Here is a 21409-nt window from a genome sequence, read left to right as displayed (position 1 = left end):
TTACTATTATCACTTTACTAAATATTAAAACTCCAAAGCTCATCTTACTAAAATCCGCGCAGGACGCGCGGCCTTTGCCTCATCTGTCCGATAACGTTCCCGTGTTTGCGACATTCCTGAACCGGACCCACTTGACCCTGCCTCTTGGCGGAGCTTCGCTCCCGGTGAAGGGATGTGGTGCTCTGACCTTTCCCTAAATGCATGCTCCAAGCACCTTTACGCAAAAACATTGTTATATGATGGTCGTGTAACTCAAGTTATACTCATTTATAATTCCATTAACTCGACACAGCCGCATGAAAGCTTCTGTCCAAAACAGAATGGGCAGATTTCCAAATCACACCCATCAAGGTGAAACTCTTCTCTTTTAGCGTTACAATCATCACAAATTTCAAAGTCGCTATATAATGATAAACAATATTTATTTATGTAATCCCTACTTACACGATTTATTTCATCTCCAAATTTAATTCTTTTTACCTTGTCTCCCTCTTTATTAACGTAATATTTAAAGTTTTTATTTTTCTCTATTTCGCCTATAAACTCCTCCAGAGTATCTTTCCTAATCTCTCTTCCCCTGAATACAGTCCAATTTTCTTCATATATGAGAATTTCAAATTCAGTATTTTTATGATTCTCATCATAGTACTCAATAATTTTTTCACCAACCAACTTAGAATGCAATTCTTTATAAAATGAATACAATTTACTATACTTTGACTTGATTTGTTCTGATTGAATATTTACTTTATAATGAATAAATTCATTCCTCAGCTTTGAACAGTTTATTAGAAACTGCTTTTTTTCTTTTTCAATGGAGTAATCAGTAAAATTATTAATTCTATTTATCGCTTGCCGAAAACTAATTGTATTTCTATCGGTTACTTTTTCGGCATCTATATTCTCATAAATTAAGTTTGGATGAACTTGATATAGAATTTCTTTAAGGAGTAGTTCAAAAGCTTGTACCATAGTTATAAATGCAAGCTTCCATCTTACTTTGTTTTTAAACAAAGTTCTCTGTTCATCATGTGTTCCAAATTCGTCAGCAATTAGATATAAATCAAACGAGTTATTAATGTAATCATGAGAGTTTTGTAATAAGTTCAATTCAAATTTCAATTTATACACTCCTTTATTAGGGCTCGTACATATATGAAAATACACGACTGTCATATAACGTCTCGCATTGCCGAAGCCTTTGAGCTGGACCCCAAAGGAATGCTTCTTGGCGGAGCTTGTCTCCCAGCGAAAAGGTTTGGGTCGGAGCGCAGCGGAGCTGGCAATGCACTGTTATATGAAGTTATAATACAGTCTTTTTATAACTCTCTTAAAAAATGTTCTAGATCCTTTGGAGCTACATTTTTCCACGTTAGTAATAATCCTATAAAGGGAAAACTTAAGACTACCAATGCTAGTCCAATAAATTCACGAAATACCACGAATACTAGTATAGCAAATGCTATAGAGTATATAGTATAAATAAACCGTTTAATTGAAATACTCATCTTCTTTGTGTAAAAAATACTAACTAAACCATTGTTTGGGACCTCACTAATCTTTTTCTTTTTAATACTCTGGACCCCTTTTATACTTCCATCAATTTCAAGATCTTTTGATTCTACCCCAGTATGTATTATTTCAATGACGGCTCCCCATCTATAATTTAAATAATCAAACTTCATTATGACTTCATTTTTTTCTTCATCATAATCAACCTCAAATTGACTTGCTTCAGAGTTTCTACTTATTACTTTACAATCTAAAATCATCACACCTTCCTTTGTTGGTTTTATACAAAGATTATTCAATTTAGATATATCTTCAATATCAATTACTTCTCTTCCACCATTCCAGAACACTATTTTACTAACAGATAAATTATTAATATCTTTGTCCATAAATTTTATGTCTAATTTACTAATCTTGGAGGTGAAATTATTTATTAAATTATTTGTTCTAATATCCCAATAAGGAATTCTTAGTTTTTGTCCTTTTAGATATAAAACATAACCTATAATAATTCCTAAAATACCAATTATTAAGCTGAATTTATTCATTGCTGTCTCGTCAATAATGATGTTCAATTTTCTAACCCCCTTTATATACTCCTTGAAAGCTATAATTTCATATAACTTCTGCATTCACGAAATCACATGTCGCTTTTACTTATCAATATAGATGGATTTGCGACACTATGTCGTGAATATTTCCTTATCTTCTAATTTCATTATTCTTACATTCATCAATTTTGTTTATTGTTTTCGACATCTTATCATGACCCTTTAATTAAGCTATCTAAAGGACTTTCAATCTTACTTAGATTTGTCTTTGATACATGAGTATATATTTCTGTTGTTTTTGAGCTATTATGTCCTAACAACTCTTGAATATATCTTAAGTCAGTTCCTCCTTCTAAAAGATGTGTCGCAAAAGAGTGTCTTAGAGTATGCACAGAGGCTTTTTTTATAATTTTTGCATCTTTTAATGCATTTTCAAAAACTCTTTGTACTGACCTTTCTGTTAAGAAATTTCCCTCCTTTCCCCCAGGGAAAAGCCACTTTTGGGGCCTTTCTACCCTCACATACTCCCTAAGTATGTTCAATGCTGCTTCTGATAAGATTGTATATCGATCCTTTCTTCCCTTCCCTTGTCTTATATGTATTAACATTCTTTTACTATCTATATCTTCTATCTTTAACCGAACCACTTCTCCAACTCTTAATCCAGCTGAATAGATTAGAAATAGAAGAGCCCTATGCTTTTTGTTTTTTAACGACTGCAATATTGTCAAGACTTCTTCTTGACTCAAGATATTTGGCAGTTTTCTTTCTTTTTTTGGTCTTGGAATGTTAAAATCTACCTTTTCCTTGTCTAGTACAGAATCATATAATATTTTTAAAGATGACAAGGCTTGATTAGCATATGCATGACTGCTTTCTTGCTCCTCTAATAAAAATAACATATACTTTGATATATCTTCTTTTTCTAATTGGTATGGAGGTTTCTTTATAAATTCTATGAAACGCTTTACATGGCCTAAATACGCCTTTCTAGTTTTTAAACTATATCCTTTAAGTGTAATTATCTTGCCCATTTCTGTTAATAACTGGTTTTCATCTGAGTCTAATGAATAAGCATCATGGCCAGATGGATAGTTTATTTCATCAGCCCAAATAATACCCTCTTTTTCAAAAAGCTTAGCTAATTGATTGATACTTACACTATTATTTGGAATAACCCATCTTTTTTGTTCTTGATCCCATATTCGCCCATCAATCTTTTTAATTTTCTCTACAATTTTACTATTGTAAGAAAAAGTTACTGCTAACTTTTCTTTATCAACCTCAAATACTTTTATCCCACTGTTCAACCCCCTAATATCTTAAATATTCTATCTTTACTCTGTCAAATAGCATTATTAGGCTTTTGTGTATTCCTGTTATCATTATATTTTAAGAAGCTCTCTTCTACTTCTATATGATTAATTTGCTAATATTTAGGTTTGCTTTTAAAATCCTTAAAGATATCGAATTAAATGGCCCTTATATCTTATTTAAAATGGCTTTATTTTTTAAAAAAGCTGGCACCGCTAGCCCTTTTATCCGCCTTCAGTCCATACCATGATAATATCCTCACTCGTTTTATATAAAGATTCCCTTAATAATTCCAATATCCTCCAATTATTTTTCGATTAATTTCGACTTTATTGCAGGAGAGAATTAAAGCATTTTGATGTAAAAATTAGACAAGGCACTATTTCCTTGTCTAAAATAGGTCTGTCAGCACTTTACCATCACATGGATAAAAATCTAGACCCAAGATTCTAGCCATGGTTGGGGCGATATCTACCATTTCTATTGGTCCTAGAGGATGGTTTTTTTTGATATTTGTGCCTGAAGCGATAAATATGCATTTAAAGTTGGGCTTTTCAGGAGAATATCCATGGGTAGCGTATTTGATGCCTTTTTCTATATAGCTTTCTATTGTTGGTTCCTTTAAGGCATCATCAAAGGAAAAGCCTACCTTAGCTTCAACTACATACTTTATGTCCTTATGCACATGGAGGCTGTCTAGCTTTTTTCTATCATAGATAGCTTCTATCCCATATCTTTCCTCATCCATAGCTTTTGTCAGAATGTCAATGGCAATGGACTCCCCTTCTTGATCTCCATCCTTGATGTGAAGATAGGCGTTGCCGCCGGTGCTCTGTAGATAAGCACGCCATTGTAATTTGCCATTCTCTTCATAGATTAAGCCCTGGTCCTTTAATAGATTGTTTAAATAAACCTTATAATCCACATTAAACTGACCATGATCTCCAAGGATAAGAAAAACTGTATTTTCTATGATATCTGCATCCTTGGCAGCCTTTATTATATCCCCTACTCTTCTATCCATCCTTACAAGAGCATCCTGTACCTCCTTAACATCGGTGCCATTGTTATGCTTGGTATCATCCAGATCGATTAGATGCAGCAGCAGCAGATTTGGCTTTTTTCTTTTGATGGTATCAACAGCACATAGGGTGGTAAAGTCGTCTAGATGTGGCTGCTTGATGCCCTTTCTATATCTGCCAAGCCTTAGCTCTAAACCAATACAGTAAAGGGGGTTCCCATTTTTTAGTATCTTTAAAACCTGATTTTCATTTTTTATGGCTGCTACCTCCGGCAGGTTGTACTTTATGGAGGCTCCGCCGGATACTGGCCAAAGCAATCCTGCGGTTTTCATGCTATGCTCCTTGGCTAAATCGTATATAGTGGGTACCTTGATATCTTTCCTATACCAATACCAATGCTGTTGGTTTTCTGGTACAAAGGGTTGAAATGGATGATTATGGATGATCCCATGTTTATCAGGATAGACGCCAGTTACCATGGTAGTATGGGCTACATAGGTATGGGTAGGAAAAACGCTTTTCAGCTGTGGAGTATAGCTACCGTTACTAATCAAATAGGATAGATTGGGGAGCTTTTTTGCCTCCTGCCAATTGTCTTCAGAAAAAGCGTCAATCGAAATAACCATTAAGTGTTTTACAAGATTTCTGTCGTTGCATTTCATTTTTGAATTCATTTTATCCTCCCAATATTTGTCATATTGCTATATACTTTTATTATAAGCCAAAACAATCGGCTATCCTATAAAAATAACAGAAGTTTGATAAATTTTTACTGCTGGAATAAAAAAAATAATATACAATAGGATTATAGGTTATGGGAAGGGGGATTCAAAATAATGTTAAAGCATTTTACAAAGCAAGAAAAAAGCTGGATGATGTATGATTGGGCCAATTCAGCCTATTCAACCATCATTACTGCAGCTGTACTGCCAATTTTCTTTAAGTCAGTGACAAGAGGTGCAGGAATCAATCCAAATATTGCTGATTCCTATTGGGGATATGGTACAGCAGTTGCCTCCATCATTGTAGCCTTATTCGCTCCAATTCTAGGCACCCTAGGGGACTACAAAAACATGAAAATGCGGCTATTTAGAGTATTTCTTGTTATAGGGTTAATATCAACAGCAGCCTTAGCCTTCACTGATCAATGGCAGGTGATCCTGGGAATTTATATTATTACAGTTATAGGCTTTTCCGGAGCCAATATTTTTTATGACGCATTTCTTGTGGATGTAACGACTGAGGATAAAATGGATCGTGTATCTAGCTATGGTTATGCCATAGGCTATATAGGCGGCAGTACCATTCCCTTTGTAATCTCCATCGCCTTAATTATGTTTGGTGAAAAAATAGGTATACCTGTCCTATTGGCAACACAAATATCCTTCATGATTACAGCAGTGTGGTGGGCTGTATTTTCAATACCGATGCTGAAAAATGTTAAACAAATTCATTACATAGAGCATGGACCAAAAATGATAGTTGAAAGTATCAACCGCTTAAGAAAAACCTTTGGCAATGTAAAGAAATACCGTAAAATATTCTTGTTTTTATTAGCCTATTTCTTTTATATTGATGGTGTCGGTACCATCATCCGAATGGCAACAGTCTATGGAGACAGCATAGGCATAGGCAGTGAAACGATGCTGTTGGCTTTAATGGTAATACAAATCGTTGCTTTTCCCTGTGCTATTATTTTTGGAAGGCTTGCTGAAAGGTTTGGTAGCAGCAAAATGATCATGTCAGGTATTTTTATTTATATGCTTATTTGTATCCTTGGCTATCGAATGACAACCGCCTTAGAGTTCTGGGGGATTGCTATGCTGGTTGCCAGTGCTCAGGGTGGTATTCAAGCCATTTCCCGCTCTCACTATGGCAAAATGATACCAAAGGAAAATGCCAATGAATTCTTCGGAATCTATGATATTTTTGGTAAGTTTTCTGCCATCATGGGTCCGACCCTTTTTGCACTTTCCAGTCAGCTTACAGGCAGCTCACGCTTTGGTGTGTTAAGTGTCATGATTCAATTTATCATAGGTGCCACCATATTTATGATTGCAGAAAAGAAATCACCACAGAAAGCTAGCCTCCAGACCAATTAATTTCCATAAAGGATAGTACAAATCCCCCACTTAGTTCATCACTTGAAGTGGGGGATTTTGAGGCTACTGCAGACTTTTATAATACTGTGGAAAGGTGCTTGATCTGTTTTCTAAGCAAATCTCCTCAGATTGCTTTTTATTTAAAGGAAGCTTGCCTTCTGATGCTTGATACACCCTTCTGTTTATCTTTTGAGCAAAGCAGCCAATCTTTGGAGTACCTATGGCAGCACTCATTTCCTGCCATAACTCCTTTATGCTCCTCTCAGTAACATTGCCAAAGCTCATAGGAATAAAGTCACAGGGATATAGATGGCCGCCAGCACTGACATAGGAGTGCTGGGCTCCTGCACCACAACCAAATTTTTCTTCACTTTCTGTATAGGCAAAGGTGCTTATTTTAGGAAATTCCCTCCTTCTATTGGCCTTATGCTGTATTTCCATCAATTTCTTCCTTGATGCTCCATCATAGAGGATCTTATCTAGGTTTTCTTCCTTCAAAAGACTTCCACTTAAAATAGGCTCTAATATTTTCACCTCATGAGCACCATTTTCCTTCGCTAGTCTAAAGAGCTTAAATAATTCCTCCTCCTGAAGATGCTCCTTTAAAATCACTGTTTGTGCCATGGTATATAGACCTGCTTCTTTCGCATTTTGCATGGCCTGTAATGCTCTGTCAAAGGCTCTGTCATCTCTTCTATTTTTATTGTGTATTTTTCTATCATGGGAATCTAAGCTAATTCCTATACTAAATAGTCCCCTTCTTTTTAACTCCCTTGCCTTCTCCAGTGTTAAATTTAAACCGCTTGTGAATAATATTGCCGTGCTTCTTTTATCAATTGCCTCCACAAGGCCAAAAATATCCTCCCTAATCATAGGCTCTCCACCCGTCAAGCCTATGATGGATGTATTCATGTCCTGCAAGTCTTTTATTACCCTAATCCATTCTTCAGTAGTCAGTTCTCTTTCATCCTGCTTATTATCTGCACTGCAATAAAGGCAATTGTTGGGACATTTATGGGTGACGCTTAAGTAAATGGATATTGGAGCAGATCTTTTTGCAAAGCTCTGCTGGGTAAATATATCCTTCGGCTCCTTCACCGCCATAATATTGGTATAAAATGATTCCGATGGAAAGGGAGGCATAAATGTACTGAGTATATACTGTCCTTCATGCTTAAGGATTTTCTCACCCTTTAACATGTTGGTCATCATTGTCACAAATTTTATCATGTTGAAATTTTTATCCTCTTTTAGGATGTTATAGGTTCTATATAAACCTTTCATTACGTCTCCATCAAAGGCCATTTTCATCAGCATAAGGATTTTATTTGTATTCACAGTTTTCCCCCCCATATCTAAAGATGCCATAGACAAATTTATGATTGATTACATACTGATCCTGCTGAAGCTTTTGTTTTGTAATCTCTTTTATAAGATTGGGTTTTGCCCTTTCATAGCTGTCAAAAATCATCATCGTTCCCGCTAAGGCTCCCGTCTTATTGAGCCACTCCAACAACTGTTCCGGTCTGTTAAAGGAAAACACCGCTTCGCCTTCGTCGATTTCCAATGTGCTAAAGCCTTGTCCTTCAAACCATTTTCTTAAACCTTCTTGCCCATTTGGCAGGTTGAAACGAATATCCATAGGCTTTTTTACATTCTCTACATCTTCTTCCATTACACTTAAAAAAATCTCTTCCATTTTTGAAAGGGTCCCCTTACTATTGGCGATGACCCCTACAATGCCTCCTGTATTCAATACCTTCATAAAGTTTTTTAATAATACTTTATGCTGAAAATAGGGTAATGCCCATCCGCAGTAAATCATATCAAAGGTCTCATCTGTACTTTCAAGAAAATCCAGTCCGTCCATATGGACCAGCTTAACACCTCTTTGGGATAAGTCAGCACATGCCTCCAGCATTTTCTCCGAAAGGTCCACCACTGTGATTTCACAAGGAATCCCCATTTCTATCAGCTTTCTGCTTATATATCCTGTACCGCAGGCAAAATCCAGTATTTTTACTGTTTTTTTTGGAGGCATATAATGGGGCTTTATTATATTGTCGGTGAAACCACCCATTTTTTCTAACCAGCATCCATAGGTACTGGCTGCATCATTATAGGAGGCTCTATAATCCAGGTTGTTAACAACCTCTTTTCTCAGGATTTTAGGCAGCATATTGCCATATAGCTTTAGTTTATTGATCATTCTTTTCCCCCACTATGATGAAATAGTATTTTTTATCTATCTCTTTCATCAGGTCAAATTTTTCTTTGATTAAGTCCTTTACTTCACAGGCTGTCCTATAAAACACCCCTCCAAATAAAACATGCTCAAAGCAATGAAGTATTTTGGTTTTAAAATGATTTTTATTGAAATCTAAGATTAACAGCTTCCCTTTAGGCTTTAGAATTCTACTGATCTCCAGCAATATCTCCTGTTGTTCTTTTACATGATGCAGTACATCAGAGAGGATCACCACATCCATGCTGCTGTCTTCAAATCCAGTTGCCATGCCATCCCCAACAACAGCTTCTACCTTTTCATTTTCTTCAACCAAAGAAAGCATTTTTTCACTCTGATCCAGCACATAAATTTTCTTACAGCTATTGGATAAGTTTTTTGCCAGGTATCCTGTTCCCCCACCAATATCTACAACCATCTCATTTCCCTGCAATTCTAAAGCATTCATAATTTCCTCCACCTTATAAAGCTTAAATAGCTTCATAAAGCCATCATAATGCCTATAAACCCTGTCAAAACTCTTCATTTCATCACCTTTACCTTTACATGTGCTGTCAAAGCTTCCAATTCATGGTGCTTCATTTGTCTATGCAATTCCAGAAATGATGGACAAGGCACCCATCACCATAATTAAACTCAATGTAAACTTTTTAAATAGATTTTCATCTACCCTATTCCCAAGCTTAATACCAAGTAATGTTCCTGCTATGAGTATTGGGAATAAATAGGCAGTATACTGAATTACCTCATGTGTAATAAGTCCATTATAATAGTAGGTAGGTATTGTAATGATATTTAATATCCAAAAGTATAGAGTGAGGTTTGCCCTAAATATTTGTTTTTCCACAGCCTGATAAGTTAGAAAAAGAACGATTGGAGGCCCACCTAGGGAAACACTGCCATTCAACAATCCGCTAATCAGTCCAACAGGTATATAAGATAATTTCTCATTATTTACTTTTATTTTAACTCCATAAAAATTAATGATTGCTGCAAAGGTTATGATTATACCAACCAGTAGGTTTAGAAAACTCTCATCTAATACCTTCAGTAGATAGGTGCCAAATGGTGTAGCCACAATACCTGCTGCCACTAAAATAGATATCCTTTTAAAATCAACATATTCTTTGATATGATATAATATAATGCTATTTAATACCAGACTGAAAATAATCAGTACTGGAACTACTACTTTTAATGGCAAAATCATACCTAATAACGGTAATGCAATTAAAGAAAAGCCAAAGCTAGTGATTCCCTGAATAGTTGATGCTAAAAGGATGACGACAGTTCCAATAATCAATTGTGTTAATAATTCCTCCATAATGATCCTCCATTACTATAGTCTGAATACTTTTATGTCTAACCGTTTCTTTTCACTTCAATCTATTCTACCACATTTTATTGATAGTTTTCATTTTTTGTGCTACTTATCTAAAATATAAAACCACTTGAACTGTCCCCTTATTTGCAAAATTAGAGTTTTATGTATAAAAAAACTACCTATCGATTAGGTAGTTAAATTATTGATTGGTGCGGATGACGGGACTTGAACCCATACGAGCGTTGCTCACTACCCCCTCAAGATAGCGCGTCTGCCGATTCCGCCACATCCGCATGTTTTATATTTTTTGTGATCAGCACTATAATATTATAATATGGTTGTGTGTCTATGTCAACTACTATATGAGAGCTGCTTTTTGGCAGCTCCCATCACCTACTTATACTATTTTGTGTTAATAAACCAGTTTTCTATACCATTAAATAAATTGTAATAATTCGGTTGGAATTCACCTTTCACTTTATCTCTCACAACGATAGATCCATTTTTGAAAAACAGACTTACATAAGGCACTTCTTCTACTATATGGTTTTGTAACTCACTGTATTTTTTTTGTTTTTCTGATGGACTAGATGCCCTGAAGGCTTCTTCTAGTAGTTCATCCATTGTTTCATCTTGATAGGATATAAAGTTGCTTCCGCCTATTTGTGAAGAATGGAAAGCAAAAGACAGATCTGGAATGGATGATAGTTCCCATCCCCCTAGAACTAGGTCAAAATTTCCTGTATTGATTCTGTCATTAAACTCATCCCATTCTAAGGATTCAATGTTTATTTCTATCCCAACTTCAGCTAATTCTTCTTGAATAAAGTAAGCGGTTTTTTCTCTCACGATATTATCTTTATTGGTAATCAAATCAAAGGTTAAGGTGTTTCCATCTTCATTGGTTCCAATAGTGTAGTCTCCATTAAGTGTATATCCGCTTTTCTCCAATAACTCTATTGCTTGATTTTTATCATAACCATAAAGAAGGCTGTCTTCATCATAGATTGATGATAATGGGTAAACAGGTACGTCTACTATAGTTCCATGTCCTAAAAATATATTGTTGATCAGCTTATGACGATCTACACCATAAGCAATGGCTTTTCTTATATTCTTGTGGGCTAAAATAGAATTTCTAAAGTTTACTCCTAAAAATTCATAGTTATTAGAAATAAATTCGTATACTTCTACGTCTTTGCTATCTGAATACTTTGCCCAATCTATAGAAATAGGCTGCGCTAAATCAATATCACCATTTTCAAAAACCGATAATTGTGCTTCTGAGTCCGGAACAATCACAACATCAACTGCTTCTATATAAGGCCTCTTGCCCCAATGATTATTATTTCTTATCAGCTTCATATTTCTCATAGTTTCATATGCTTCTAATTGAAAAGGACCAGTTCCAATCATTTGAAAATCTCCATTGTTAATCTTTTCAATATTATTTCCTTCAAATAGGTGCTTTGGAAGGATTGGAAAGGTCATGGCCTCCAGGCCATTACTAAAGGGCCTAGTAAAGGTTACATTAATCACACCATCTTCTATTTCCCTTATGTCAGATATTTGCTGTAAGCTTGTTCTGAAAATAGAGGTGCCTGTTACATTTCTTATGTTTCCTTTAATTAAATCTATTGTGAAAATAACGTCCTGAGCTGTAAAAGGCTGACCATCATGCCAGGTAATATCCTTTCTTAATGTAAATTGAATACTCTGTCCATCGTCCGCTATATTCCAGCTTTCCGCCAGTTGAGGTTGAATATCCATGTTTTCATCAAAGCTGACCAAACCTTCATAGACTAAATGATGTAATTGAAATAAGCTATAGTTATTGTTGAAAAGAGGGTTTAGCGTATTAAATCTAGTGACAGATATATTTAAAGTCCCTCCATCTGCTGGTTCATACTCTTCTATTATTTCTTCTATTTCTTCCTCTGAGTTAATTGGTTCTTCTGTGCTGCATGCAGCTAAAACAATCGTTAGTATTGCAATTAGTAGTATGATTATATATCTTTTGTTTTTCAAAGTGTATCCTCCTTTATAGAAGCTATATGCAATCATGATGATGATAGGCTTTACAATAACCATTATAATACATTTGTTACTGACTTAAAACCTTAAGAATCTTCCATTTTTAGTCAAAGCTTATGATCTGTATTCCTATAGTCATGTATTATAGGATTTTCTATTAATATTTGATGCTTTTATATAGTAATTCTTCTTGTTACTATCTATAAATCCACTGGTATATTTTATAGTCTCTAAGGACCTTTTTTAGATAGTTATCTGTTTCTGGAAATGGAATTTCACTTAATGTCTCTCCATCTTTACTATACTCAGGGTTTTCCAACCATTTTGAAACATTTCCGTTCCCTGCATTATAAGCGGCTATAATTAACTGAAGATTATTATCAAATTCATTGTGTAGTATCCTTAAATACCAGCATCCTATATGAATATTAAGTTCTGGATCATAGAGCATTTCTTCAGTATAATCTTCAATAGGAAATCTCTCTGCAGCCCATCTCCCTGTGATAGGAGCAATCTGCATGAGTCCTTTTGCGTCTCTACGGGACAATGCATTGGGGTTAAATCTACTTTCATTTCGTATAATAGCTGCCACAAGGTGTGGGTCTACATCGTACTCTTCTGCATACAATTCAATTATTTCCTCATAATGGAAAGGAAAAACAACCTGTAATGCCCATCTAGTATTTTGAAGGGCTACAACAATTGCTATAATAATAAGAATAGTTACAGCAAGACGTATGAATTTTTTTGTCATGGTATTTAGCAAAAACAATCCCTCCAACAAGGTTACTTATGAACCCACTCCCACAGCTTTTTTACCTGTATCTCTAAATCATTTAAATCTCCAGAATTATCTATGATTTTGTGGGCATAAGGCAGCTTTTCTTTTATGGACATTTGAGCTTCCATCCGCTTTGAAGCTTCTTCTACTCCTATGCTATCCCTTTTCATTAATCTTGCTCTTTGTATTTCTTCCGATATAGTCACTAACCATATTTCATCCACCATATCTTTCATGTTAGTTTCTATCAATAATGCAGCGTCTATTATTATAACACGATGGGATTCATGTTGTTTATAATAATTTATTTCTTTTTGTATTTCTTGTAATATTTTAGGATGTGTGATTTCGTTTAATTTTTTTAAAGAGGAAGGATCATTAAAAACGATTCTACCTAGCTTCCTTCTGTCCAATTCTCCATTTTCTAATAGGATTTCCTTGCCAAAGTTTTCTGTAATCTCATTTAAAGCTGGTTTTCCTTTTTCAACAATTTTGCGAGCAACTATATCAGCATCAATGATAATAGCTCCCTTATCCTTGAGAAGCTTAGATACTGTGCTCTTCCCAGTGGCAATACCTCCAGTTAACCCGATAATCTTCATTGCTGCAACGACTCCTTATTTTGTATCATACCATGTATCTCCATAGGCTAAATCCACCTTCAATGGTACCTTTAAGCTCATGGCCTCCTCCATTGATTCCTTTACAATTGTCTTTGTTTTCTCTAATTCCTCATTAGGACACTCTACAATGAGTTCATCATGCACCTGGAGAATTAGTTTAGCTTCAAGATTTTCCTCCTTTAATCTCTTATACACCTTTACCATAGCGATCTTAATAATATCGGCAGCACTTCCTTGGATGGGTGTATTCATAGCGATTCTCTCTCCAAAGGAACGAATGTTAAAGTTTTTAGAAGCAATCTCCGGTAAATATCTTCTACGATTTAACAATGTCACTACATAACCGTTCTTCTTTGCTGCTTTTACAGACTCCTCCATATATTCCTTGACGGATACGTATTTCTCAAGATAGCTGTCAATATAGTTTTTTGCTTTATATCTTGAGATATTTAGGTTTTCTGCTAATCCAAAATCACTAATGCCATACACAATGCCAAAATTAACGGCTTTAGCACTATTTCTCATGGAAGGAGTTACTTCCTCCATAGAAACATTAAAGATTTCTGATGCTGTTCTGGTATGTACATCTTGATCCTGTAAAAAAGATTCTAAGAGATTATCATCCTCTGATATATGGGCTAGCACCCTTAGTTCGATTTGTGAATAATCTGCATCAACAAATTTATGGTTATCCTCAGCTATAAAGACCTTTCTTAGCTGTCTACCCATCTCTAGTTTAATGGGTATGTTTTGAAGGTTTGGTTCAGTACTAGAAATTCTTCCAGTAGCAGTTACGGTTTGGTTAAAATTAGAGTGAATTCTTTTGGTAATAGGATTGATAATATTTAACAATCCGTCTATGTAGGTGGTTTTTAGTTTGGTTACCTGACGATAGTCTAGGATTTTGGGTATAATATCATGCTTATCATAGAGCTTTTCCAACACCTCTACATTTGTGGAATAGCCAGTTTTTGTCTTTTTTATCGGTGGCAGCTGTAATCTGTCAAATAGTATTTCTCCAAGCTGCTTTGGAGAATTAATGTTAAAGGTAGCTCCCGCCAATGCAAAGATCTCTTCTGTTAATTTATCTATTTTACTTTTGAATTCTACCTTAAAGCTATCCAGCATATTGGCATCTATCTTGATTCCTTTAAACTCCATAGTGGCTAAAACTTCAATCAATGGCAGCTCTACTTCATAATAGAGATTGGTTAGCTGTAGTTCTTGCATTTTTTCTTCAATAGCTTTCTTTAAACCAACAATGATCTTTACCTGCTGATATAAATAAAGCTGCAGTTTTTCTCTAGGTATTTCCACCACATCTAGCCTATTTTTCCCTTTTCCTCTTAGCTCTTCCTCCTCCATCAAATTTTCTCCATAATAATGCATGGCTAACTCTTTTATGCTGTAATTGGTTTTGGTAGGATCGATTAGGTATTCTCCAATCATGGTATCAAAACCAATATTTTTTATTTCGATTCCCAAAGGATAAAAGTGCACCAGCTCTTTTTTGGCGTCATGACTTATTTTTTCAATATTTTCAGCTTCCAATAATTCCTTAAGCAGTTCTATAACTCTGTCTGTATCTTGGAAATTTCTTAAGTCTATGTAATAATAATTGCTGTCATCTGCCGCCACAGCTAACGCTATTACCTGATCCTGAACTATGTTTTTTTCTTCTGTTATTGATTTGAAAACCAACTGTCCTTTTTCCTTTAAGCTATTGATTACTGTTTCTAATGTTTCTGTGTCTTCTATAGGATGCAAAAAGGTTGTACTTTCTTCTCTTACTTCTTTTTCTACCTTTTTTTCATCCATGGTACTCATCACTTTGTTCATTAAGCTATTGAATTCATACTTTTTAAATATCTCTAGTACTTTATTTCTATCAAATTCTTCTAGCTTCAAATTCTCTAGGCTCATTTCTACAGGAACATTGGTTATAATGGTAGCTAGTTTTTTGCTTAAAATTGCCTGTTGGACATTGCTCTCAATTTTCTCTCTTAGCTTTACAGCTGAAATCTGTTGAAGATTCTGTACCAAATTTTCCACAGAACCAAATTCTTTGATTAGTTTAACTGCTGTTTTTTCACCTACCCCCGGCACCCCAGGAATATTATCGGATTTATCCCCCATCAAGCCCTTAAGATCTATAAACTGTAGTGGCGTTACTTCAAAATCCTCCAGTACCTTTTTATCATCATAGACCGCCAAATTTGATATGCCTTTTTTGGTAATCAATATTTTTGTTCTATCTGTTGCCAATTGTAAAGCATCTTTATCACCAGTGACAATAAAGGATTCAAAGGCATTTTCTTCACAGTACTTAGCTAGGGTTCCGATTAAATCATCAGCTTCAAATCCTTCGATTTCTATTCTATATATATTTAAGGCATCTAATACTTCCTTCAATGGCTCCATTTGCTCTGCAAGCTCTGGAGGCATTTTTTTTCTTCCTGCTTTATACTCGCCATATTCTTTATGGCGAAAGGTTGGGGCTTTCTTATCAAAGGCTACACCGATATGATCTGGTTGATACTCCTCTATCACCTTAAAAAGCATTGTCATAAAGCCATAGATGGCATTGGTATGCTGCCCCTCTTTTGTAGTCAATGGTGGTAAAGCATAAAAAGCCCTGTTAATTAAACTATTACCGTCTATAATAAGGATACGATTTTTTTCCATTTTTATTCTTCCCTTCTTCCAGTATTTATCAATATTTTAACATGTATCGTCACTATAGTAAAATTATTATTAGCTTCTTTATAGTATAGACAAGGAAATAAAAAAAATCACCTCTTTCCACTTATCACAAGAAAACCCAGCCTCCTCCATATATTTATATAGATCAGGGTGCTGGGTTTAACAAATAATCCATGAATGAAAAATTTTCAGCAGTATAATCTTAGATTTTTTTATGCCATTTTTTATATGCAAAATAGCCTATGGGGCTTCCTATTATAGCTAGCAGCATCAATGAAGGGAGCGCACCAAATAGTCCAATAAATCCTCTTTCAAATAGCTTAATAATGCTATTTATAGAATGAACAAAATTACTTTTCGCTCTACTCCATAATCCTTCATCAATAGATTGTATTGCTATATTACTCTCCTTTACCTGTCTTATGTGGAGGTTAATGGTAGCCATAGATACTAGACCATCATAGTTTTTAAGGGTGCCAGTTAAATAATTGATTTGGGTTCTTATACGGTTCAACTCATTTTCTATTTGTAATAAGTCTTCTACTTTTTCAGCTCTTTGTAAAATATCTCTTAATCTTTCCTCCTGCACCTTTAGGTTTGTAACTTGATTATCAATATCTAGATAGCTATCTGTTATATCTTCTCCAGAGGTGTTTTCCTCCACCACTGTTCCCAGTTCTTTTACTCTATCAAATATGCTGACAAAATTCTGACTAGGTATCCTTAGCTCCATGCTTGCATTTTTAAGAGATTCTTCTGGATTCATGCGGTCCTGATGGTAATAATAAACCTCCCTGTGCTGAATATATCCATTGGCATTTTCTACTATCTTCAGAACCTCATCATGCACTTCGTCAAAATTCTCCACCTCTAAAGCCATCCGACCTCTTTGTATGATTTTTCTTTCGGTGGCAGTTATAGTGGTCTCCATCCCTAGAGCATCATCTGTAAAAGCCTCTATTTCTACCTTCTCCTGATCCTGGAGAAAGGCTTGATTCTCCGTTTCTCTAGCTGCCCTTGGGGCTTCTGCAGCACCAAAATCCATTGCCATATCTGCTTCTTCCGTCATGGTGATATGCATCCTGCCGCTTTCCCCAGCAGCCTGATCACTTGTGCTCTTGGTGTTAAGAGGGGAGCTGTTCATTAGCATAGTAGCTGAAGCAACTACAACCAACATGCTAGCTGCAATAGCTGTAATCAGCTTCCAATTCTTTGGAAGATTTTTCTTTTTCTGTGGAGTGTCTTCTCTCAATCTTTTGCTTAATTCTGCAGTAAAGTTTTTAGGTAAAGCTATTTCATCTGTTTCATTAACAGCATCTATCATGAATACAAAATTATCATATTTAATTTTACATAAATCACATTCATTCATATGTTTTTCAAATATTTGTTTTTCTTCTTGGGTAAGATAATCATCTACATAAGAAGATATATTTAAATCAAAGTTTTTGCAATCCATTGTATCCCTCCTTTCAAGAAGTCACCTTCATAGTTTCACTTATTAGGATTTTTAGATTATTACGGGCTCGATTAATCCGTGACTTTACAGTTCCCTCAGAAATATTTAAAATTTCCCCTATTTCTTGATAGCTAAACCCTTGAATATCTCTCAATACTATAATGGTTCTCTGTTCATAATTCAGTTGATTAATGGCATCATGTATCATTCTCTTCACTTCATTTTTTTCAAATAAACACTCCGGAGTATTTATTTCGTCAGGTATTTCTTTTTGATAACCGTCTTCCTCCTGTTTGTCTATATACAGGAGCTTTACCTTTTTGTTTTTACGTATAAAATCGATACAGGCATTGTTGACAATAGAATACAGCCATGTAGAGAAACTACTGTTTCCTTTAAAATTATGAATCGATTTATAGACCTTTATCAGCGCTTCTTGGGTTACATCATTGGCATCCTCTATGTTTCCCAATACCCGATAGGCTATGTTGAAGGCTCTTTTCTGGTAGGCGCTTATTAATAGCTCAAAGCTTTCAATGTCGCCGTTTTTTGCCTTCACTATTAGGAGTTTTTCTTGATGTTGCAACAAACTCACTCCCTTCCACTTCCTTGTATTTTGTTAGACGAAAAAAATTATATTTTGTTCCTAAAAACATTGTACTGCTATTTAAGGAAAATAACAAAGCTTTCTTTGGGAAAAGTATTATAAAAAATCAAATGATTATCGATACATTTCACCATTAGACAAAACCTGCTAGCATCTTGGTAACTAGCAGGTTTTAGTGATCTGATTCATCGGGAATCCACTGACTTTTGATTATATATCTCTATAGCGTTATTGAGGCTAAAGGGATGAAATACACTTTTTATTAGATTTTCCTCTTGGTTGTAATAAAAACATGCATGATGTTTAAATTCATTTCTAAAACGATATCTTAGATCTGTCATTCGAACAATGAATTTTTCCTTCTCTTTGATTAGGTCAATATGAAAAATCGGTGTGAAATTGCTAAAATAGACCCCTAATTGATCCTTTAGAGATTTTTCTATTATGGGTGCAGCCCTCTTGGTGAGCTTTTTTATAACCTGGTTTCTGAGGGTTATACTATTGATTTCCCCTACGATATAACGATTATCCGTCTCTACAATATAATCCCATTTTAATAGATTAAAGTCAGAGGGCATTATATTAAGATTTCTTATGCAATCTTTTTCCTTAAAGCATCCTCTTAGATTTTTGCTTAATCTACTTCTATCGAACCATCTATACAGTAGATAGATAGTGCTGATACCAACCATAATACTGTATTGCATAACAGTTCTCGGTCTAAATACGATACTATATAAGGATAATAGTATAATCACAGGATCATAAATCATCAACAAATTTAAAGAATACTTTTTCTTATTATAAGGATATAATAATGCTACCCCATATGAATTGAGGTAATCAAAAAAGCTGTGGGATAATCCCCCTAAAAAAGTCCATAAAAAAACCTCATAAAAAGAAAAGGTACTATATCCAAGGGATAGAATTATTGTGATGAGTCCAGACAGTATAGCAAGTCCAGGAATGGAGTGGGTCTCTACTCGATGATGATTTAAATATACATAATCCCCTTTGAATCTAGCAACAATATCAAAATCAGGGGAAATACTGCCAAGGACAGCTCCGATACAAGCAGCACTACTTAAGGTAGGTGTATTGCCAAGACTATACAATGCCAAACCAATGACACCATGTGATATTGGGTCCATATTTTTTCCCCCTTTATTCCGAATAGTTTACATAAGTTCTGTTATCCCATTATATCAAAGGCTTACACATATTTATAGTTGTATTTTTTTCTATTGTTTTTATGATTGACATCCTTTACGATTTATGGTAAGATAACTTTTGTAGCTTAATATGCCGCGGTGGCGGAACTGGCAGACGCAGCAGACTCAAAATCTGCCGATGGCAACATCGTGGGGGTTCGATTCCCTTCCGCGGCACCATACGTACCCACATTAAGGGCACATAAAAAGATAGACTATAGAGGTGATATGATACTTCCAAAGTAGACAGTCTAATTAATTAAAAATTAGATTATCTACTTGGAGGTATTTTTTATGGGAAGAAAACCAAAGTATAGTAAAGAAGTAAAACTTAAAGCTTGCAAAGATTATGAGAAAGGTCATATTAGTTTTGGAGGAATTGCTGATGAAATTGGAGCTACAAAGGAAGTTGTGCGTCAATGGTATCTAACATATAAAGAACATGGACCTAGTGCATTTGATATATCAAGCAGAAACCGATCATATAGCAAGAAGTTTAAGCTGTCAGTAGTAGAAGAATATATCTCAGGTAAATATTCAATGCCAGATTTAGCAGCTAAATATAATATTACTTATTCTGTTTTAAGAGGATGGATTAATAAATGGTATAATGATATAGAAATAGAGGATTATGATCCTAAGGGAGATGTCTATACCATGAAATCTAGAAAAACTACATTTGAAGAGAGATTAGAAATAGTAAAATGGGTTACCCAAAACAATATGAGCTACAAAGATGCAGCTGATAAGTATTCAATTACTTATGCGCTCGTATACAAATGGACAAGGGCATATATAGACAAGGGACCAGAAGCATTAAAATATCAAAAACGTGGACCAAAGCCAAAGTCTGAAATTGATGAAAGTAATTTAACTGAAGTTGAAAAACTAAAGCTTGAACTTGAAAAAGAAAAGGCATTGAGAAAAAGAAGAGAATTTGAACTTGAAGTTCTTAAAAAAAAAGAGGAATTCGAAAGGCAACTTCGCTCTCGCAAGTAAGACAGGAAGCAGAATACAAGTCAGTAGATTTTTTTAAGGATAAAGGCTATCCAGTAACTCAGATATGTAAAGTTCTGGCTATTTCAAGAAGTGCATACTACAAACATAAAAATAGAATTAAGCCTCGAAAAGAAAAGCAAGATGAATTGCTATGTTCACTAATTAATGAATATCATATAACTTTTGATGGAATTTTAGGGTATAGAAGGATGACAATGTTCATTAACAAACTAAATCACAAATCCTTCTCAGAAGGATATATACATAGACTTATGAATGTTTTAGGTGTTACAGCTAGGATTAGAAGAAAAAAAGTTAATCGTAAGAAAATAAAACCAGAGTATACAAAAGAAAATATTTTATCAAGAGATTTTACCGCTAAAGTTCCTAATGAGAAATGGCTAACAGATGTAACTGAATTCTCAATTCCTGGAGACACAAGAAAGCTTTATTTAAGTCCAATTATGGATCTTTATGATAATAGTATTATTGAGTACAAACTATCCTTTAAGAACAATAATCATCTTGTATTTAGCATGTTTGATAAAGCAATACAAAAGTATCCTGATGCAAAGCCTATATTTCACAGTGATAGAGGATTTCAATATACAGGTAATATCTTTAGAGATAAAATTCAGAAAGCTGGTATGACTCAAAGTATGTCTAGAGTTGGTAAGTGTATAGATAATGGGCCTATGGAAGGATTTTTTGGTGTTTTGAAAACTGAAATGTTTTATGGCAAAAAGTTTAAAACAATTGAAGAGTTAAAGGGCAAAATAGTTGAATATATTAAATTTTACAACGGAAAAAGATTTCAAAAAAGACTAAGATGCATGGCTCCTTTAGAGTATCGAAACCATGCATCCAAATGTGCATAACTTTTTAATTAAATTACCTGTCTACTTGACAAAGGTCAGTTCAA

Annotated in this window: 19 protein-coding genes and 2 tRNA genes; 5 read left to right on the top strand and 16 right to left on the bottom strand. The window is 34.7% G+C overall.

Features of this window, described 5'->3' with window-relative positions:
- On the top strand, nt 1–197 hold a 197-nt coding region (locus tag BMX10_RS18215; protein ID WP_208976168.1), incomplete at its 5' end, for a hypothetical protein.
- Between the two features lie 70 nt (nt 198–267).
- Here BMX10_RS18215 and BMX10_RS16600 read toward each other — a convergent pair.
- From BMX10_RS16600 to BMX10_RS16585, 4 genes are all read right to left on the bottom strand, one after another.
- Nucleotides 268–1122 (bottom strand): hypothetical protein, encoded by an 855-nt coding sequence (locus BMX10_RS16600; protein ID WP_090446735.1) that lies wholly within the window; start codon nt 1120–1122, stop codon nt 268–270.
- A 197-nt stretch (nt 1123–1319) separates the two neighbouring features.
- Nucleotides 1320–2087 (bottom strand): hypothetical protein, encoded by a 768-nt coding sequence (locus BMX10_RS16595; RefSeq protein ID WP_090446733.1) that lies wholly within the window; start codon nt 2085–2087, stop codon nt 1320–1322.
- A 188-nt stretch (nt 2088–2275) separates the two neighbouring features.
- Nucleotides 2276–3373 (bottom strand): tyrosine-type recombinase/integrase, encoded by a 1098-nt coding sequence (locus BMX10_RS16590; protein WP_244272761.1) that lies wholly within the window; start codon nt 3371–3373, stop codon nt 2276–2278.
- Between the two features lie 395 nt (nt 3374–3768).
- The gene (locus BMX10_RS16585; RefSeq protein ID WP_090446731.1) at nt 3769–5073 is read right to left on the bottom strand and encodes an alkaline phosphatase family protein; all 1305 of its coding nucleotides are present in this window, start codon (nt 5071–5073) and stop codon (nt 3769–3771) included.
- A 162-nt stretch (nt 5074–5235) separates the two neighbouring features.
- Between BMX10_RS16585 and BMX10_RS16580 the strand changes: the two genes are divergently transcribed.
- Complete coding sequence (locus BMX10_RS16580; RefSeq protein ID WP_090446730.1) at nt 5236–6501, top strand: MFS transporter; 1266 nt, start codon at nt 5236–5238, stop codon at nt 6499–6501.
- 63 nt (nt 6502–6564) lie between these two features.
- Here BMX10_RS16580 and BMX10_RS16575 read toward each other — a convergent pair whose 3' ends face one another.
- The 12 genes from BMX10_RS16575 to BMX10_RS16520 all read right to left on the bottom strand — a co-directional run bounded on the left by BMX10_RS16575 (nt 6565) and on the right by BMX10_RS16520 (nt 19428).
- Nucleotides 6565–7839 (bottom strand): radical SAM/SPASM domain-containing protein, encoded by a 1275-nt coding sequence (locus BMX10_RS16575; RefSeq protein ID WP_170834871.1) that lies wholly within the window; start codon nt 7837–7839, stop codon nt 6565–6567.
- Nucleotides 7826–8710, bottom strand: a complete 885-nt coding sequence (locus BMX10_RS16570; RefSeq protein ID WP_090446726.1) for a class I SAM-dependent methyltransferase — start codon at nt 8708–8710, stop codon at nt 7826–7828. Before BMX10_RS16570 ends, BMX10_RS16575 begins: the two co-directional genes overlap by 14 nt.
- A complete protein-coding gene (locus BMX10_RS16565) occupies nt 8700–9272 on the bottom strand; it encodes a class I SAM-dependent methyltransferase (RefSeq protein WP_090446724.1) in 573 nt (190 codons plus the stop codon). Before BMX10_RS16565 ends, BMX10_RS16570 begins: the two co-directional genes overlap by 11 nt.
- 60 nt (nt 9273–9332) lie before the next feature.
- Complete coding sequence (locus tag BMX10_RS16560; RefSeq protein WP_090446722.1) at nt 9333–10070, bottom strand: sulfite exporter TauE/SafE family protein; 738 nt, start codon at nt 10068–10070, stop codon at nt 9333–9335.
- Between the two features lie 207 nt (nt 10071–10277).
- A tRNA-Leu gene (locus BMX10_RS16555) sits at nt 10278–10363 on the bottom strand.
- 109 nt (nt 10364–10472) lie between these two features.
- Nucleotides 10473–12098 (bottom strand): peptide ABC transporter substrate-binding protein, encoded by a 1626-nt coding sequence (locus tag BMX10_RS16550; RefSeq protein WP_170834870.1) that lies wholly within the window; start codon nt 12096–12098, stop codon nt 10473–10475.
- A 202-nt stretch (nt 12099–12300) separates the two neighbouring features.
- Nucleotides 12301–12870 (bottom strand): lytic transglycosylase domain-containing protein, encoded by a 570-nt coding sequence (locus BMX10_RS16545; protein WP_244272760.1) that lies wholly within the window; start codon nt 12868–12870, stop codon nt 12301–12303.
- A gap of 20 nt (nt 12871–12890) precedes the next feature.
- Entirely contained in the window at nt 12891–13487 is a 597-nt protein-coding gene (coaE, locus tag BMX10_RS16540) for a dephospho-CoA kinase (protein WP_090446718.1), read from the bottom strand.
- 15 nt (nt 13488–13502) lie between these two features.
- Nucleotides 13503–16193, bottom strand: coding sequence for a DNA polymerase I (gene polA / locus BMX10_RS16535; RefSeq protein WP_090446716.1), 2691 nt, complete (start codon nt 16191–16193; stop codon nt 13503–13505).
- 220 nt (nt 16194–16413) lie between these two features.
- A complete protein-coding gene (locus tag BMX10_RS16530; protein ID WP_090446714.1) occupies nt 16414–17670 on the bottom strand; it encodes a DUF4349 domain-containing protein in 1257 nt (418 codons plus the stop codon).
- Nucleotides 17671–17683: 13 nt separating this feature from the next.
- The gene (locus tag BMX10_RS16525) at nt 17684–18265 is read right to left on the bottom strand and encodes an RNA polymerase sigma factor (RefSeq protein ID WP_244272759.1); all 582 of its coding nucleotides are present in this window, start codon (nt 18263–18265) and stop codon (nt 17684–17686) included.
- 197 nt (nt 18266–18462) lie between these two features.
- Nucleotides 18463–19428 (bottom strand): metal-dependent hydrolase, encoded by a 966-nt coding sequence (locus tag BMX10_RS16520; RefSeq protein WP_090446710.1) that lies wholly within the window; start codon nt 19426–19428, stop codon nt 18463–18465.
- Nucleotides 19429–19581: 153 nt separating this feature from the next.
- Between BMX10_RS16520 and BMX10_RS16515 the strand changes: the two genes are divergently transcribed.
- From BMX10_RS16515 to BMX10_RS16505, 3 genes are all read left to right on the top strand, one after another.
- Nucleotides 19582–19668 (top strand) — tRNA-Leu (locus BMX10_RS16515).
- 114 nt (nt 19669–19782) lie between these two features.
- A complete protein-coding gene (locus BMX10_RS16510) occupies nt 19783–20487 on the top strand; it encodes a helix-turn-helix domain-containing protein (RefSeq protein ID WP_090439969.1) in 705 nt (234 codons plus the stop codon).
- Nucleotides 20457–21365, top strand: a complete 909-nt coding sequence (locus tag BMX10_RS16505) for an IS3 family transposase (protein WP_139176377.1) — start codon at nt 20457–20459, stop codon at nt 21363–21365. The genes BMX10_RS16510 and BMX10_RS16505 overlap by 31 nt, the downstream gene beginning before the upstream one ends.
- Nucleotides 21366–21409: the final 44 nt, after the last annotated feature.

This window comes from Natronincola peptidivorans (genome assembly GCF_900111615.1).
Taxonomy (GTDB): Bacteria; Bacillota; Clostridia; order Peptostreptococcales; family Natronincolaceae; genus Natronincola_A; species Natronincola_A peptidivorans.
The sequence above is the reverse complement of the archived record's forward strand: the minus strand, read 5'-3'. Positions and strand labels throughout refer to the sequence as shown.

Bases quoted from the DNA above. Each gene is read 5' to 3' on its own strand.
- BMX10_RS16585 (WP_090446731.1), bottom strand. From the start codon at position 5,073: ATGAATTCAAAAATGAAATGCAACGACAGAAATCTTGTAAAACACTTA.
- BMX10_RS16580 (WP_090446730.1), top strand. From the start codon at position 5,236: ATGTTAAAGCATTTTACAAAGCAAGAAAAAAGCTGGATGATGTATGAT.
- BMX10_RS16570 (WP_090446726.1), bottom strand. From the start codon at position 8,710: ATGATCAATAAACTAAAGCTATATGGCAATATGCTGCCTAAAATCCTG.
- BMX10_RS16565 (WP_090446724.1), bottom strand. From the start codon at position 9,272: ATGAAGAGTTTTGACAGGGTTTATAGGCATTATGATGGCTTTATGAAG.
- BMX10_RS16560 (WP_090446722.1), bottom strand. From the start codon at position 10,070: ATGGAGGAATTATTAACACAATTGATTATTGGAACTGTCGTCATCCTT.
- coaE (WP_090446718.1), bottom strand. From the start codon at position 13,487: ATGAAGATTATCGGGTTAACTGGAGGTATTGCCACTGGGAAGAGCACA.
- polA (WP_090446716.1), bottom strand. From the start codon at position 16,193: ATGGAAAAAAATCGTATCCTTATTATAGACGGTAATAGTTTAATTAAC.
- BMX10_RS16530 (WP_090446714.1), bottom strand. From the start codon at position 17,670: ATGGATTGCAAAAACTTTGATTTAAATATATCTTCTTATGTAGATGAT.
- BMX10_RS16520 (WP_090446710.1), bottom strand. From the start codon at position 19,428: ATGGACCCAATATCACATGGTGTCATTGGTTTGGCATTGTATAGTCTT.
- BMX10_RS16510 (WP_090439969.1), top strand. From the start codon at position 19,783: ATGGGAAGAAAACCAAAGTATAGTAAAGAAGTAAAACTTAAAGCTTGC.